The 14,378-nt window shown below is 66.4% G+C and carries 14 protein-coding genes and 1 tRNA gene; 9 read left to right on the top strand and 6 right to left on the bottom strand.

Going from position 1 to position 14,378, the window contains the following annotated elements:
- From ABIC90_RS08970 to ABIC90_RS08960, 3 genes are read left to right on the top strand one after another with little or no spacing between them, the layout of a single operon-like run.
- Positions 1 to 1,209, top strand: coding sequence for a branched-chain amino acid ABC transporter permease (locus ABIC90_RS08970; RefSeq protein ID WP_354353751.1), 1,209 nt, complete (start codon positions 1 to 3; stop codon positions 1,207 to 1,209).
- A 20-nt stretch (positions 1,210 to 1,229) separates the two neighbouring features.
- A complete protein-coding gene (locus ABIC90_RS08965) occupies positions 1,230 to 2,009 on the top strand; it encodes an ABC transporter ATP-binding protein (protein WP_354353750.1) in 780 nt (259 codons plus the stop codon).
- 16 nt (positions 2,010 to 2,025) lie between these two features.
- On the top strand, positions 2,026 to 2,790 hold the full coding sequence (locus ABIC90_RS08960) for an ABC transporter ATP-binding protein (RefSeq protein WP_354354085.1): 765 nt from the start codon (positions 2,026 to 2,028) through the stop codon (positions 2,788 to 2,790).
- Positions 2,791 to 2,909: 119 nt separating this feature from the next.
- Here ABIC90_RS08960 and ABIC90_RS08955 read toward each other — a convergent pair whose 3' ends face one another.
- Positions 2,910 to 3,884 (bottom strand): Bug family tripartite tricarboxylate transporter substrate binding protein, encoded by a 975-nt coding sequence (locus ABIC90_RS08955; protein ID WP_354353749.1) that lies wholly within the window; start codon positions 3,882 to 3,884, stop codon positions 2,910 to 2,912.
- Between the two features lie 24 nt (positions 3,885 to 3,908).
- Positions 3,909 to 4,973: a CDP-6-deoxy-delta-3,4-glucoseen reductase gene (locus ABIC90_RS08950; RefSeq protein WP_354353747.1), complete on the bottom strand. Its 1,065-nt coding sequence runs from the start codon at positions 4,971 to 4,973 to the stop codon at positions 3,909 to 3,911.
- Positions 4,974 to 5,029: 56 nt separating this feature from the next.
- On the opposite strand from ABIC90_RS08950, the gene ABIC90_RS08945 reads away from it, so the two are divergent.
- On the top strand, positions 5,030 to 5,962 hold the full coding sequence (locus ABIC90_RS08945) for an SDR family oxidoreductase (protein WP_354353746.1): 933 nt from the start codon (positions 5,030 to 5,032) through the stop codon (positions 5,960 to 5,962).
- A gap of 9 nt (positions 5,963 to 5,971) precedes the next feature.
- On the opposite strand, the gene ABIC90_RS08940 is transcribed toward ABIC90_RS08945, so the two are convergent.
- Entirely contained in the window at positions 5,972 to 6,631 is a 660-nt protein-coding gene (locus tag ABIC90_RS08940) for an SGNH/GDSL hydrolase family protein (RefSeq protein ID WP_354353745.1), read from the bottom strand.
- Positions 6,632 to 6,710: 79 nt separating this feature from the next.
- Positions 6,711 to 6,795, bottom strand: a tRNA-Leu gene (locus ABIC90_RS08935).
- A 41-nt stretch (positions 6,796 to 6,836) separates the two neighbouring features.
- Here ABIC90_RS08935 and cysM point away from each other — a divergent pair.
- The 3 genes from cysM (at position 6,837) to ABIC90_RS08920 (ending at position 8,680) form a co-directional block, all read left to right on the top strand.
- Complete coding sequence (cysM, locus tag ABIC90_RS08930; protein WP_354353744.1) at positions 6,837 to 7,739, top strand: cysteine synthase CysM; 903 nt, start codon at positions 6,837 to 6,839, stop codon at positions 7,737 to 7,739.
- 145 nt (positions 7,740 to 7,884) lie between these two features.
- On the top strand, positions 7,885 to 8,463 hold the full coding sequence (locus tag ABIC90_RS08925) for an NUDIX domain-containing protein (RefSeq protein WP_354353743.1): 579 nt from the start codon (positions 7,885 to 7,887) through the stop codon (positions 8,461 to 8,463).
- On the top strand, positions 8,453 to 8,680 hold the full coding sequence (locus tag ABIC90_RS08920; protein WP_013539858.1) for a sulfurtransferase TusA family protein: 228 nt from the start codon (positions 8,453 to 8,455) through the stop codon (positions 8,678 to 8,680). The genes ABIC90_RS08925 and ABIC90_RS08920 overlap by 11 nt, the downstream gene beginning before the upstream one ends.
- Before the next feature lie 65 nt (positions 8,681 to 8,745).
- On the opposite strand, the gene galU is transcribed toward ABIC90_RS08920, so the two are convergent.
- Positions 8,746 to 9,636: a UTP--glucose-1-phosphate uridylyltransferase GalU gene (galU, locus tag ABIC90_RS08915; protein ID WP_354353742.1), complete on the bottom strand. Its 891-nt coding sequence runs from the start codon at positions 9,634 to 9,636 to the stop codon at positions 8,746 to 8,748.
- 100 nt (positions 9,637 to 9,736) lie between these two features.
- Entirely contained in the window at positions 9,737 to 12,616 is a 2,880-nt protein-coding gene (locus ABIC90_RS08910; RefSeq protein WP_354353741.1) for a valine--tRNA ligase, read from the bottom strand.
- Positions 12,617 to 12,745: 129 nt separating this feature from the next.
- Between ABIC90_RS08910 and yaaA the strand changes: the two genes are divergently transcribed.
- Both yaaA and ABIC90_RS08900 read left to right on the top strand, forming a co-directional pair.
- Positions 12,746 to 13,528: a peroxide stress protein YaaA gene (gene yaaA, locus ABIC90_RS08905; protein ID WP_354353740.1), complete on the top strand. Its 783-nt coding sequence runs from the start codon at positions 12,746 to 12,748 to the stop codon at positions 13,526 to 13,528.
- Positions 13,528 to 14,370: a 2OG-Fe(II) oxygenase gene (locus ABIC90_RS08900; protein ID WP_354353739.1), complete on the top strand. Its 843-nt coding sequence runs from the start codon at positions 13,528 to 13,530 to the stop codon at positions 14,368 to 14,370. The genes yaaA and ABIC90_RS08900 overlap by 1 nt, the downstream gene beginning before the upstream one ends.
- Positions 14,371 to 14,378 lie beyond the last annotated feature (8 nt).

The following is a 14,378-nucleotide window of genomic DNA, read 5'->3' as shown; positions in this document are numbered from 1 at the left end:
ATGAAGAACAGCAAAAACCTCGCCCTCTATTTCTTCGGCGCCGTCGCGGTGCTCGCATTGCCCCTGCTGCTGCAGATGCAGGGCAACGCCTGGGTGCGCATTGCCGACATCGCCTTGCTCTACGTGCTCCTGGCGCTCGGCCTGAACATCGTGGTCGGCTACGCCGGCCTGCTCGACCTGGGCTACGTCGCCTTCTTTGCGGTGGGGGCCTACCTCTTCGCGCTGATGGGCTCGTCGCACCTGACCGATACCTTCCCGTGGTTCAAGGCCATGTTCCCGAACGGGCTGCACACCTCGCTGCTGATCGTGATACCGCTGGCGCTCGTGCTGGCCGGGTGTCTGGGGGTGCTGCTCGGCGCGCCCACGCTCAAGCTGCGCGGCGACTACCTGGCCATCGTGACGCTCGGCTTCGGCGAAATCATCCGCGTGTTCCTGAACAACCTGGACCAGCCGGTGAACATCACCAACGGTCCCAAGGGCATCACGGCCATCGACTCGGTCAAGTTCTGGGGGCTCGACCTCGGCAAGGCATGGAAGTTCGACGGCTTCACCATCTCGTCGGTCACGCTGTACTACTACCTGTTCCTGGCGCTGGTGGTTGCCACCGTCATCATTTCGCACCGCCTGCAGGTCTCGCGCATCGGCCGCGCCTGGATGGCCATTCGCGAAGACGAGATCGCCGCCAAGGCGATGGGCATCAACACCCGCAACATGAAGCTGCTGGCCTTCGGCATGGGCGCGAGCTTCGGCGGCGTCTCGGGCGCGATGTTCGCTGCCTTCCAGGGCTTCGTGTCCCCCGAGTCCTTCAGCCTGATGGAGTCGGTGATGATCGTGGCCATGGTGGTGCTCGGCGGCATCGGGCACCTGCCCGGCGTCATCCTGGGTGCCGTGCTGCTGGCCGCGTTGCCGGAAGTGCTGCGCTACGTGGCAGGCCCGCTGCAATCGCTGACCGACGGCCGTCTCGATGCCTCGATCCTGCGCCAGCTGTTCATCGCGCTGGCCATGATCATCATCATGCTGGTGCGTCCGCGCGGCCTCTGGCCTTCGCCCGAACACGGCAAGACGCTGACCAAGAGGGGCGGCGTGCCGGTCGACCCGACCCATGCCGCCGTCGCCCCCGGCTCGCTGCAGACCCATGCCCCGGGCATCGATTCGCCCGCCGACGAAGTGCCGGGTGCGGCGTCGCGTCCCATGTCGATCAATCCGTGAGCCGAGGAGCGCAAAAAGACATGACGACAACAACAGACACCATCCTCGACGTCCGCGGCATCTCCAAGCGCTTCGGCGGGCTGCAGGCCCTGTCGGACGTGGGCATCACCATCAAGCGCGGCCAGGTCTACGGGCTGATCGGCCCCAACGGCGCGGGCAAGACCACCTTCTTCAATGTGATCACCGGGCTGTACACGCCCGACAGCGGCACCTTCGAGCTGGCCGGCAAGCCCTACCAGCCGACGGCCGTGCATGAAGTGGCCAAGGCCGGCATTGCGCGCACCTTCCAGAACATCCGCCTCTTCGCCGAAATGACGGCCCTGGAGAACGTCATGGTCGGGCGCCACATCCGCACCCATTCGGGCGTCTTCGGCGCCATGCTGCGCACCGGCAGCTTCAAGGCTGAAGAAAAAGCCATTGCCGACCGCTCGCACGAACTGCTCGACTACGTGGGCATCGGCAAGTTCGCCGACTACAAGGCGCGCACGCTGAGCTATGGCGACCAGCGCCGCCTGGAAATCGCCCGCGCGCTGGCCACCGACCCGCAACTCATTGCGCTCGACGAACCCGCCGCCGGCATGAACTCCACCGAGAAGGTGCTGCTGCGCGAGCTGATCGACCGCATCCGCAAGGACGACCGCACCATTCTCATCATCGAACACGACGTCAAGCTCATCATGGGCCTGTGCGACCGCGTCACCGTGCTGGACTACGGCAAGCAGATCGCCGAAGGCACGCCGGCCGACGTGCAGAAGAACGAAAAGGTGATCGAGGCTTACCTCGGCACCGGAGGACATTGAGATGACGACAGCAACGATGACCAGCGAAGAAGAAACCCGCGCGACCGCGGTGCAGGCCAAGGCGGCCGGCAAGACGCTGCTCAAGGTCAGCGGCCTGAAGGTCGGTTACGGCGGCATCCAGGCCGTCAAGGGCGTGGACTTCGAAGTGCGCGAGGGCGAACTGGTGTCGCTGATCGGCTCCAACGGCGCCGGCAAGACCACCACCATGAAGGCGATCACCGGTACGCTGCCTGCGGGTGCGGGCAGCATCGAATTCCTGGGCCGCCCCATCAAGGGCCGCGGCGCCTGGGACCTGGTCGGCGAGGGCCTGGTGATGGTGCCCGAGGGCCGCGGCGTGTTCACGCGCATGACGATCACCGAGAACCTGCAGATCGGCGCGTACATCCGCAACGACAAGGCGGGCATCGCGAGCGACATGGAACGGGTGTTCGTTACCTTCCCGCGCCTGCGCGAGCGCAAGGACCAGCTGGCCGGCACGATGTCGGGCGGCGAACAGCAGATGCTCGCCATGGGCCGCGCGCTGATGGCGCGCCCCAAGGTGCTGCTGCTCGATGAACCCACCATGGGCCTGTCGCCCATCATGTGCGACAAGATCTTCGAGGTGGTGCAGACCGTGGCCTCGCAGGGCGTGACGATCCTGCTGGTCGAGCAGAACGCCAACCGCGCGCTGCAGCTGGCCGACCGCGGCTACGTGATGGAGTCCGGGCTCATCACGATGGACGGCGACGCCAAGGAACTGCTGCGCGACCCGCGGGTTCGCGCGGCGTACCTCGGCGAATAAGCTGCGCGGCCTTCGGTGGCCGCCTTCATACGAAGCTGCGTTCGAGACAAATCCGTTCACGCTGAGCTCGTCGAAGCGCCGCGCAAGGCTTCGACAGGCTCAGCCCGAACGGTTTCGTATCAATCGACCTTTGCGCCGGTGGCCTTGACCACCTTCTCGTACTTGGCCAGTTCGCTCTTCATGAAAGAGCCGAACTGTTCCGGCGAGTTGCCCACCGGCTCGGCCAGCAGCGATGCAAACCGGGTCTTCGTTTCCGGCGCGTTCAGCGCGGCGACGAAGGCCTGGTTCAGCTTCACGACCACGTCGTGCGGCGTGCCGGCCGGTGCGACCAGGCCCCACCACGTGTCGATCGAAAAGCCCTTGAGCGTGCTTGCCACCGTCGGCACTTCAGGCAGCGAGGCGCTGCGCTCCAGCGTCGTCACCGCAATTGCCTTCAGCTTGCCCGAGCGGATGTTCGGCGCCGCTGTCGCGAGGTTGTCGAAGTTGAAGTCGACCTGACCCGAGATCAGCGCCAGCTGCGCCGGGTTGCCGCCGTTGTACGGAATGTGCAGCGCGAAGATGCCCGCTTCCTTCTTGAACAGCTCGCCCGCCAGGTGGCCGGCGCTGCCGTTGCCGCCGCTGCCGTAGTTCAGCTTGGCCGGGTTGGCCTTGGCGTAGCGGATCAGGTCGGCCACCGTCTCGATGTGCAGGCGCCTGGCCGTTTCGGCGTTCATCACCAGCACGTTGGGCACGCGGACCATCTGCGTGATCGGCGCGAAGTCGGTCGCCGCGTTGAACGGGATCTTGCTGTAGAGCCACGGGTTGACGGCGTTGGTGGCGGTGGCCGCGATGCCGATGGTCAGCCCGTCCGGTGGCGCCTTGGCCACGATGTCGGCGCCGATGTTGCCGCCCGCACCCGGCTTGTTGTCAATGATGACCGGGCCGAGGGCGTCCTTGACGCGCTCGGCCAGCATGCGCGCGGTGACGTCGATGGGGCCGCCCGCGGCGTAGGGCACGACGAGGCGGATGGGGTGCTGCTGCTGGGCCGTGGCGTGGCCCGCGACGAGGGTCGCGGCGGCTGCGAGCAGGGTGAGGAGAAAGTGTCTCGTTTTCATTTTTCTTTTGTCTCTGGGAAAAAATCAGGGCAGCGCCTTGTCGGCCTCGGTGGTGAACGCGTCGGCAAAGAACTCTTCGTCGGGCAGGCCCGCCAGCGCCACGTAGTCGCGCTTGGCCGAGTCGACCACGATGGGCGCGCCGCAGGCATAGACCTGGTGGCCCGACAGGTCGGCAAAGTCTTCCAGCACCGCCTGGTGGACGAAGCCGGTGCGGCCGGTCCAGTTGTCGTCGGGCGTGGCGTTGGAGATCACGGGCACGTAGCGCAGGTGGGGCATTTCGGCCAGTTGCGCGCGCACCCAGTCGTCCATGTAGAGGTCTTCGGGCCGGCGGCCGCCCCAGTAAAGGGTGGCGGGCCGCTCTATGTTCTTGAACTTCATGTGCTCGAGCAGCGCCTTGATCGGCGCAAAGCCCGTGCCCGAGGCCAGCAGGATGATCGGCTTGTCGGAGTCCTCGCGCAGGAAGAAGCTGCCGAAGGGGCCTTCGATGCGCAGGATTTCCTTTTCCTTCATGACGCCGAACACGTGGTCGGTGAACTTGCCGCCCGGCAGGTGCCGCAGATGCAGCTCGATGCCCGTGCCCGGCTGGGCCAGGGTGTGCGGCGCATTGGCCATCGAGTAGCTGCGCCGTGCGCCGTCGCGCAGGATGAACTCCACGTACTGGCCCGCATGGAACTGCAGCGGCTCGCCGGCCGGCAGCTGCAGGCGCAGCATGATCACGTCGTGCGACTGGCGCGCCAGCGCCAGCACCCGCACCGGCATCTTGCGGATGGGGAAAGCACCGGCTTCGGTGACCTGGCGCGATTCGAGCACCACGTCGCTCCGGGCATGGGCACAGCAGGTCAACACGTAGCCGGCGAGCTGCTCTTCGGCGCTCAAGGCCTTGCTCTGGTGCGGGCCGAGGGTGACTTCGCCCGAGAGTTTCTTGCACTTGCAGGAGCCGCAGGCGCCGTCCTTGCAACCGTAGGGGAGGCCGATGCCTTGCCGGATGCCGGCCGCCAGGATGGTTTCGTCGCCGTGAACCACGAAGTGGCGCCCGCTGGGCTCGACGGTGATGGAAAAGCCGGCTTCGTGCGGCGGTGCAGCAGTCATCTGTATTCTTCGGCTTGTTTTTCAGCCTGGATCTGAAACGTAAAGGAAAGAGGATTTTGCCTTCAATCAATAGTCCCTCCGGTGCGCTGCCGGCCCGGTTCCGGCGCGAGCGCCTCTTGATCGTGGGTTGCGGCGACGTCGGCCAGCGGGTGGCGCGCGACCTGCGGGGCCGCATGCAACTGGTGGCGCTCACTTCCTCGGCCGACCGCGTGGCGGCATTGCGTGCGGCCGGCATTCGTCCGCTGGTGGGCAGCCTGGACGATCCGGCCACGCTGCGGCGGCTCGCGGGCATCGCCACCCGGGTGCTGCACCTGGCACCGCCCGCCCGCGATGGCGGTGCTGCCTGGTGGCGCGACCAGCGGACCACGGCCCTGGCGCGCGCGCTGCGGCTGCGGTCGGCGCCTTCGGCACTGGTCTATGGCTCGACCAGCGGCGTGTACGGCGATTGCGGCGGCGCCCGGGTGAGCGAAACACGCCGGGTGCAGCCCGACACGCCCCGCTCCCACCGGCGCGTCGATGCCGAGCGGGCCGTCCGTTGGCTGGGCCGCAGCGCCGGCGTGCGTGCCAGCATCCTGCGCATCCCGGGCATCTACGCGCCGGACCGCGAAAACGGCACGCCGCGCGCTCGCCTGCAGCGCGGCACGCCGGTGCTGCGGCGGGAGGACGACGTCTACACCAACCACATCCATGCCGACGACCTCGCGCGCGCCTGCACCGCGGCGCTGTTCCGCGGAAAGCCGCAGCGCATCGTTCATGCGTCGGACGACACGGAACTGCACATGGGCGACTACATCGACCTGGCCGCCGATCTCTACGGCATGCCGCGCCCCCCGCGCGTGGCACGCGCGGAGGCTGAGCGCCAGTTGCCGCTGCAGTTGCTGAGCTTCATGGGCGAGTCGCGCCGCCTGGACAACACGCGGCTCAAGCGCGAACTGCGCGTGCGGCTGGCGTACCCGACGGTGCACACCGGGCTGCTGGCCAGGGCCTGAGGGCGACGCTCAGGGCCTTGAGGGGCGCTGTCTGTCGGGCGGCGCGCACTCGGGCGCGATGTCGTCGAGGGCGAGCGCAAGGCGTTCCACCAGGCGCGTGCTGTACGGCTGCAGCGGGTGGACGTCGTCCGCCATGTCGGCGGGGTCGAAGCGGACCGCGCCCCAGTCGGCGAACAACGCGCCTTCCTCCTTGGCCACGCGGCGCGCGACGGCGTCGTAGTCGTCCCGCAGCGGCATGCGGCCGGCCTTCACCTGCGAGAGGCCGGTGACGACCGGCGTCTTGCCCGCGGCCTTGACGTAGTCGACCATCGCCCGCAGCGCCGGCTCGTAGGGGTAGCGGTTGCCGGCGTCGTTGATGCCGTATTGCAGGACCACGACGCGCGTGGGCATCGGCTGGAGCACGAAGCTGGGCAGGCGCTTGTGGGCGCTGTCGCCCGGCATGCTGAAGTCCGCAACCGACCAGGCGGGCCGCAGGCGCTGCAATGCCACCGCGGGCGGTTCCTCGATGCGGTTCGTGGGCGACGCGCCGAAAGCGCCGTGAAGAATCGAATCGCCCCAGAGCGCCACCGTGCAATCGGGTGCCGCCATAGCGGCGCCTGCGCGGACCATCAGGGCCAGCCAGAAAAACGAGGGGAGTGCGTGCCACGCGGCGCGCCGGTGTTTTTGCATGGGGGCTTTCAGTGAGACTCTTGAGAATGAACCAAGCGGCCATGAAGCCCTGTTTTCCGCATCGACAGCAAGGTATCGATGGTGCCCGGGGCCGGAATCGAACCGGCACACCTTTCGGTGGGGGATTTTGAGTCCCCTGCGTCTACCAATTTCACCACCCGGGCACATCCGGAAGGAAGCCCAAAATTATGGCACAGTGGCTGGCATGAATTATCCGACGATCGAAGACGCCATCGGCAAGACCCCCCTGGTGGCTCTGCAACGCATCGATGCGGCCGACAATGCCCGGCGCGGCAACGTGATCCTCGGCAAGCTCGAAGGCAACAATCCCGCGGGCTCGGTGAAAGACCGTCCGGCCCTCTCGATGATCAAGCGCGCCGAAGAACGCGGCGAGATCAAGCCCGGCGACACCCTGATCGAAGCCACCTCCGGCAACACCGGCATCGCCCTGGCGATGGCTGCGGCCATCAAGGGCTACCGCATGGTGCTGATCATGCCGGAGGACCTCTCCGTCGAGCGCGCCCAGACGATGAAGGCCTTCGGCGCCGAGCTCCTGCTCACGCCCAAGAGCGGCGGCATGGAATACGCCCGCGACCTCGCCGAGCAGATGGTCGCGCAGGGCAAGGGCCGGGTGCTCGACCAGTTCGCCAACCCCGACAACCCGCGCATCCACTACGAAACCACCGGCCCTGAGATCTGGGCCGACACCAAGGGCAAGATCACCCACTTCGTGAGTGCCATGGGCACCACCGGCACCATCACCGGCGTCTCGCGCTTCCTGAAGGAAAAGAATCCCGCAGTGCGCATCATCGGCGCGCAGCCTGCCGAAGGCTCGCGCATTCCGGGCATCCGCAAGTGGCCCGTCGAGTACCTGCCCAAGATCTACGACGCCAGCCGCGTCGATGAAGAAATCAGCGTGAGCCAGGACAACGCCGAAGAAATGTGCCGGCGCCTCGCGCGCGAAGAAGGCATCTTCGGCGGCATTTCGGCGGCCGGCGCATTGTGGGCGGCGCTCGAAGTCGCCAAGACGGTGGAAAACGCGGTCATCGTCTTCGTGGTGTGCGACCGCGGCGACCGGTATCTCTCCACCGGCGTGTTCCCCGCCTGAAACAGGTCCGCCCCCAGGCTATGCGCACTTCGTGTCGCTTCGCCAACCCCCTCCGGGGGCAACATCAGCAGCCCGGCAAAGCCGGTTCTGCGATGTTTCTGGAAGGGACCATGGTTCAAGAACAACAACGCTGAGAGTCCCTCCCATGCCCCACCCCAAGTTTTGCCAGGTCTGTGCCACGCCGCTCGAATGGATCGCCCTGATGGAAGACGGCGGCCCCAAGGAGCGCCTGCGCTGCCCGAACTGCGGCCACACGCACTGGAACAATCCCACGCCCGTGCTCGCGGCCATCGTCGAGTACCGCGGCCAGGTGCTGCTGGCGCGCAATGCGGCCTGGCCCGGCAAGATGTTCGCGCTCATCACCGGCTTCATGGAAGCCGGCGAGACGCCCGAGGAAGGCATCGCGCGCGAGGTGAAGGAAGAAACCAACCTCGACGTCAGCGCCACGAAGCTCGTGGGCGCCTACGACTTCCAGCGCATGAACCAGATCATCATCGCCTACCACGTGGTGGCGGATGGCGAGGTGAAGCTCTCGCCCGAACTGGTCGATTACCGCCTCTACGACCTGCCCGATCTCAGGTGCTGGCCCGCGGGCACCGGCTATGCGCTGGCCGACTGGCTGCGCACCCGGGGCCACGAACCCGTGTTCTTCACCGCGGCCGAGGACAATGAACGCCGTCGCGCGATCAACCTGCCACCCGAGGAGCCCCAGCGTGGAAGTTGATCGCGAAATCGACACCCGCGGGCTGAACTGCCCGCTGCCCATCCTCAAGGCGAAGAAGTCGCTCAACGACATGGCGAGCGGGCAACTGCTCAAGGTGGTGTCGACCGACCCGGGCTCGGTGCGCGACTTCCAGGCCTTCGCGCGCCAGACCGGCAACGAGCTCATGGAGCAGCAGACGGTCGGCACCGACTTCATCCATGTGCTGAAGCGGCGCTAGCGAGCACCAAAAAAAAGAATGGGGCCTGTGTGGCCCCATTTCCATTCAGTGCTTCCCGCCGCCCCTCAGAGCTTCAGGCTCTTGAGGTATTCACGGAACTCGTCGCCCACCTCCGGGTGCGCCAGCGCCAGTTCCACCGTGGCCTGCAGGAAGCCTTCCTTGCTGCCGCAGTCATAGCGGGTGCCCTTGTAGGCGTACGCGTAGACCGATTCCTTCTTCATCAGCGCCGCGATGCCGTCGGTCAGCTGGATCTCGCCGCCCGCACCCTTGGGCTGGTTGCGGATCTCGTCGAACACGCCCGGCGTGAGGATGTAGCGGCCTGCCACGCCCAGGCGCGAAGGCGCGTCTTCGGGCTTGGGCTTCTCGACCATGCGGTTGACCTTCACCAGGCCTTCTTCGATCTGATCGCCGGCCACGATGCCGTAGCGCTTGACGTGCGCGAGCGGCACTTCCTGCACCGCCAGCAGCGAGCCGCCAAGGCGCGCGAACGCGGCCGTCATCTGCGCAAGCACAGGCTCGCCGCCATCGGGGCCGACCATCAAGTCGTCGGCGAGCAGCACGGCAAAGGGCTCGTCGCCCACCAGATGCTCTGCGCACAGCACCGCATGGCCCAGGCCCAGCATGCGCGGCTGGCGCACGTACGAGCAGGTCATGTCGTCCGGCATCACCGAGCGCGCAATCTTCAGCAGCGCATCCTTGCCGCTGGCTTCGAGCTGGCTTTCGAGTTCGTAGGCGGTGTCGTAGTGATCTTCGATCGCACGCTTGTTGCGGCCGGTCACAAAAATCATGTCGCGAATGCCTGCGGCATAGGCTTCTTCGACAGCGTACTGAATCAGCGGCTTGTCGACCACCGGCAGCATTTCCTTGGGCTGTGCTTTGGTGGCGGGCAGGAAGCGCGTGCCGAAGCCTGCAACGGGGAAGACGGCCTTGCGGATGCGGGTCGAGGAAGTGGACATGGGCGGTTCAGCGTCTTTCTGCAAAGAGAGGGAAATTCCGGATGCGGGACGGCGCGAAGCCGCATCCGGAATCGTAAACGCCTTCGATGCCCTGCGTCTGTCAGCCTAGGCGTACAAGTTGGTCGCGAAGCCGCTCCAGAGTGGCCGAGAAGTCAGTCAGACGTTTACGTTCTTGCTCGATCACGGCCGGCGGCGCCTTGGCGACGAAGGCTTCGTTGCTCAATTTGCCGTGCACTTTCGCGATCTCGCCTTCGATGCGCGCGATTTCCTTGCCGATGCGAAGCTTCTCGGCGGCCTTGTCGATCTCCATGTGCAGGCACAGGCGCGCAGCACCCACCACTGCGACGGGTGCCGCCTCGGCCGCGGCTTGCCACGAAGCCTCGTCGTCGAAGACCTTCACTTCCTTGAGCTTGGCGAGGGCCTGCAGCACCGGTGCCGAGTCGCGCAGGAACGCCGCGCCTTCGGCATCGTCGGCCACCGCATAGAGCGGCAGGCGCGTGGCGGGCGACACGTTCATTTCGCCGCGCAGCGTGCGGCATGCATCGACCAGCGCCTTCAGCCGCGCCACATGCGCTTCGGCCGCTTCATCGATCTTCTCGGGTTGGCTCTTCGGATAGGCCGCGACCATGATCGACTCGCCCTCGCGGCCCGCCACCTTCGACACCTTCTGCCACAGCTCCTCCGTGATGAACGGAATCACCGGATGCGCCAGGCGAAGCAGCGTTTCGAGCGTGCGGATCAGCGTGCGGCGCGTGGCGCGTTTTTGCGATTCGTCGCCGGTCTGGATCTGCACCTTCGCGATTTCCAGGTACCAGTCGCAGAACTCGTCCCACGCGAACTGATAGATCGCGTTGGCCACGTTGTCCAGCCGGTACTCCTCGAAGCCCTTGGCCACTTCGGCCTCCACGCGCTGCAGCTGCGAGACGATCCAATAGTCCGCGCGGCTGAACTTCAGGTAGCCATGCGCCGGGCCGCCGACCTTGCACTCTTCCTTGGTGTGCTCCATGAGGCCGCAGTCCTGGCCTTCGCAGTTCATCAGCACGAAGCGCGTGGCGTTCCACAGCTTGTTGCAGAAGTTGCGATAACCCTCGCAGCGCTTCGAATCGAAGTTGATGCTTCGGCCGAGCGAGGCGAGCGAGGCGAACGTGAAGCGCAGTGCATCGGCGCCGAAGGCCGGAATGCCCTCCGGAAATTCCTTCTGCGTGTTCTTGCGCACCGCTGGCGCCGTCTCGGGCTTGCGCAAGCCTTGCGTGCGCTTGTCGAGCAGCTCGGGCAACTGGATGCCGTCGATCAGGTCGACCGGGTCCAGCACGTTGCCTTCGGACTTGCTCATCTTCTTGCCCTGTGCGTCGCGCACCAGGCCGTGGATGTACACGTCCTTGAACGGCACCTTGCCGGTGAAGTGCTTGGTCATCATGATCATCCGGGCGACCCAGAAGAAGATGATGTCGTAGCCCGTCACGAGCACTTGCGAAGGCAGGTAGAGGTCCAGGTCCTGCGTCTTTTCGGGCCAGCCGAGCGAAGAGAAGGGCACCAGCGCCGCCGAGTACCAGGTGTCGAGCACGTCCTCGTCGCGCCGCAGCGTCTTGCCGGGCGCCTTGGCCTGTGCGTCGGCCTCGTTCTCGGCCACGTACACATTGCCTTCCTCGTCGTACCAGGCCGGGATCTGGTGGCCCCACCAGAGCTGGCGCGAAATCGTCCAGTCCTGGATGTTCTCCATCCAGTGGTTGTAGGTGTTGACCCAGTTCTCGGGCACGAAGCGCACCTCGCCCGACTTCACCACGTCGATGGCCTTCTGCGCGATCGACTGGCCGTCCGCGCCCGGGCGCGTCATGGCCACGTACCACTGGTCGGTGAGCATCGGCTCGACGATGGCGCCCGAGCGCGCGCAGCGGGGCACCATCAGCTTGTGCTTCTTCACCTCGATGGGCAGGCCCAGCGCGTCCAGGTCGGCCACGATGGCCTTGCGCGCCACGAAGCGGTCCATGCCGCGGTACTTCTCGGGTGCGTTGTCGTTGATGGTCGCGTCCAGCGTGAGCACGCCGATCACTTCGAGCTTGTGGCGCTGGCCGACCGCATAGTCGTTGTAGTCGTGCGCGGGCGTGACCTTGACCACGCCGGTGCCGAAGGCCTTGTCGACGTAGTCGTCCGCAATGATCGGGATCAGCTTGTCCACCAGCGGGAGCTTCACGCGCTGGCCGATCAGGTGCCTGTAGCGCTCGTCTTCCGGGTGAACCATCACGGCCGTGTCGCCGAGCATGGTTTCGGGGCGGGTGGTGGCCACGGTCAGCGTGCCGCTGCCGTCTTCCAGCGGGTAGGCGATGTGCCAGAGCGAGCCGTCTTCTTCTTCGCTCTCGACTTCGAGGTCGCTCACCGAGGTCTTGAGCACAGGGTCCCAGTTGCCCAGGCGCTTGCCGCGGTAGATGAGGCCTTCTTCGTACAGCTTCACGAAGGTCTGCGTCACGACCGCCGAGAGGTCCTCGTCCATCGTGAAGTACTCGCGGCTCCAATCGACCGTGTCGCCCATGCGGCGCATCTGCTGGGTGATGGTGTTGCCCGATTTCTCTTTCCATTCCCACACGCGCGCCACGAAGTTCTTGCGGCCCAGGTCGTGACGGCTGACCTTCTGCTCCTGCAGCTGGCGCTCCACCACGATCTGCGTGGCGATGCCGGCGTGGTCGGTGCCCGGCAGCCAGAGCGTGTTGTCGCCCTTCATGCGGTGGTAGCGCGTGAGGCTGTCCATGATCGTCTGGTTGAACGCATGGCCCATGTGCAGCGTGCCCGTCACGTTGGGTGGCGGCAGCTGGATCGCGAACGCATCGGCGCCCTCCTTGGGCTGCTGCGTGCCGCGGAAGCCCGCCTTGGCGTAGCCGCGCTTCTCCCATTCGGGGCCCCAGTGCGCCTCGATGGCGGCGGGTTCGAACGACTTGGACAGGCTGTCCAGTCCGGGCTGGGCGGGAGGGGTGATGGATTCGCTCATTGGAATGCAGTGCGGCGCCTTCGGAGGCGCCGTGGAGGGCAGGTGGGACAGCCGGCGATTTTACTGGCGCGGCCTTCCGATACGGCTCTGAACACGGCCACGGACATGGCGGCCACTCATAATTCCGGAATGCTCTTCCTGCTTTCCCCTGCAAAGTCGCTCGATTACGACACCCCCGTCCCCCCCGAAGTCCCCGCCACCCAGCCCCATTTCGAAGCCCCGCGCGGCCCCTCGACCGAGCTGATCAAGCTGCTGCGCGAGAAATCGCCCCTTGAGATTTCCGAGCTCATGCACCTGTCGGACAAGCTCTCCGCCCTCAATGCGGCGCGCTACGAGGCCTGGTCCGCCAAAAGCACCGCCAAGAACGCCCGGCAGGCTGCCTTCGCCTTCGACGGCGATGTCTACGGCGGCCTCGATGCCCGCAGCCTCACGCCCACACAGCTCGCCTGGGCGCAGGACCATGTCTGCATCCTGAGCGGCCTCTACGGCATCCTGCGGCCGCTCGACCGCCTGCAGCCCTACCGCCTCGAAATGGGCACCCCGCTGGCCAACCGCCACGGCAAGGACCTGTATGCCTTCTGGGGCTCGCGCATCGCCGAGCACCTGAACGAGCGCCTCGCGGCCGACCGCACGCCCGTGGTCATCAACGTGGCGTCGCAGGAATACTTCAAGTCCGTCGACAAGAAGGTGCTCAAGGCCCGCGTGGTCGAGTGCGTGTTCGAGGAGTGGAAGGGCGACAGGTACAAGATCGTGAGCTTCTTCGCCAAGCGCGCCCGCGGCCTGCTGGCCCGCTGGGCCGTGCAGCACAGGGCGGCCACGCCCAAGGCGCTGGAAAAGTTCAATCTCGAGGGTTATGGTTTCGACGCAGAAGTGTCGACAGCCGAAAGGCTGGTGTTCAGGAGAAAAGTCTGATGTCGCAAGCGATCAGTCCGGAGTTGCGCGAATGGCTGGCTGCCCAGCTGGCGGCCGGTCATTCTGTGCCTGCGCTGCGTGCGTCGATGCGCGCGGCCGGCTGGCACGATTCGGCCACCGACATGGCGCTGGCCCAGCTGGAGGCCGGGTTCCCCGATGTCGAGGCGGCGCTGGCGCCGGCGCGCACCGAGATGCCCGGGCCCGACCTCGATGGCGCGCCGCTCTACATCGACGCCGGCGACCGCCAGGTGCAGGTGCTGCAGACGATGCGGCACCCGCGCGTCATCGTCTTCGGCAACCTGCTGTCGGCCGAGGAATGCGAGGGGCTGATCGCCGCGGCGCGCGTGCGGCTCGCGCGCTCGCTCACCGTCGAGACGCGCACCGGCGGCGAGGTGCTCAACGTTGATCGCACCAGCGACGGCATGTTCTTCGAGCGCGGCGAGAACGAGATCGTCGCGCGCCTCGAACAGCGCCTGGCCATGCTGCTGCGCTGGCCGCTGGAATACGGCGAGGGCCTGCAGATCCTGCGCTACGCGCCAGGCGCGCAGTACCGCCCGCACTACGACTACTTCGATCCCCACGAGCCCGGCACGCCCACCATCCTCAAGCGCGGCGGCCAGCGCGTGGCCACGCTCGTGATGTACCTGCAGGAGCCCGAGCAGGGCGGCGCCACCACCTTCCCCGACGTGGGGTTCGAAGTCGCGCCCGTGCGCGGCACCGGCGTCTTCTTCAGCTACGACCGGCCCGACCCCGTCACCCGCACGCTGCACGGCGGCGCGCCGGTGCTCGCGGGCGAGAAATGGGTCGCCACCAAATGGCTGCGCGAGCGCGAATTCAAGTAACGACAGGG

The sequence above is a fragment of the Variovorax boronicumulans genome (assembly GCF_040544675.1).
Classification (GTDB): Bacteria; Pseudomonadota; Gammaproteobacteria; order Burkholderiales; family Burkholderiaceae_C; genus Variovorax; species Variovorax boronicumulans_D.
This window is presented reverse-complemented; position numbering and strand designations above follow the sequence as displayed.

Coding starts and splice junctions, on each gene's coding strand:
- ABIC90_RS08970 (WP_354353751.1), top strand. CDS start 1: ATGAAGAACAGCAAAAACCTCGCCCTCTATTTCTTCGGCGCCGTCGCG.
- ABIC90_RS08965 (WP_354353750.1), top strand. CDS start 1,230: ATGACGACAACAACAGACACCATCCTCGACGTCCGCGGCATCTCCAAG.
- ABIC90_RS08960 (WP_354354085.1), top strand. CDS start 2,026: ATGACCAGCGAAGAAGAAACCCGCGCGACCGCGGTGCAGGCCAAGGCG.
- ABIC90_RS08955 (WP_354353749.1), bottom strand. CDS start 3,884: ATGAAAACGAGACACTTTCTCCTCACCCTGCTCGCAGCCGCCGCGACC.
- ABIC90_RS08950 (WP_354353747.1), bottom strand. CDS start 4,973: ATGACTGCTGCACCGCCGCACGAAGCCGGCTTTTCCATCACCGTCGAG.
- ABIC90_RS08940 (WP_354353745.1), bottom strand. CDS start 6,631: ATGCAAAAACACCGGCGCGCCGCGTGGCACGCACTCCCCTCGTTTTTC.
- cysM (WP_354353744.1), top strand. CDS start 6,837: ATGAATTATCCGACGATCGAAGACGCCATCGGCAAGACCCCCCTGGTG.
- ABIC90_RS08925 (WP_354353743.1), top strand. CDS start 7,885: ATGCCCCACCCCAAGTTTTGCCAGGTCTGTGCCACGCCGCTCGAATGG.
- galU (WP_354353742.1), bottom strand. CDS start 9,636: ATGTCCACTTCCTCGACCCGCATCCGCAAGGCCGTCTTCCCCGTTGCA.
- ABIC90_RS08910 (WP_354353741.1), bottom strand. CDS start 12,616: ATGAGCGAATCCATCACCCCTCCCGCCCAGCCCGGACTGGACAGCCTG.
- yaaA (WP_354353740.1), top strand. CDS start 12,746: ATGCTCTTCCTGCTTTCCCCTGCAAAGTCGCTCGATTACGACACCCCC.
- ABIC90_RS08900 (WP_354353739.1), top strand. CDS start 13,528: ATGTCGCAAGCGATCAGTCCGGAGTTGCGCGAATGGCTGGCTGCCCAG.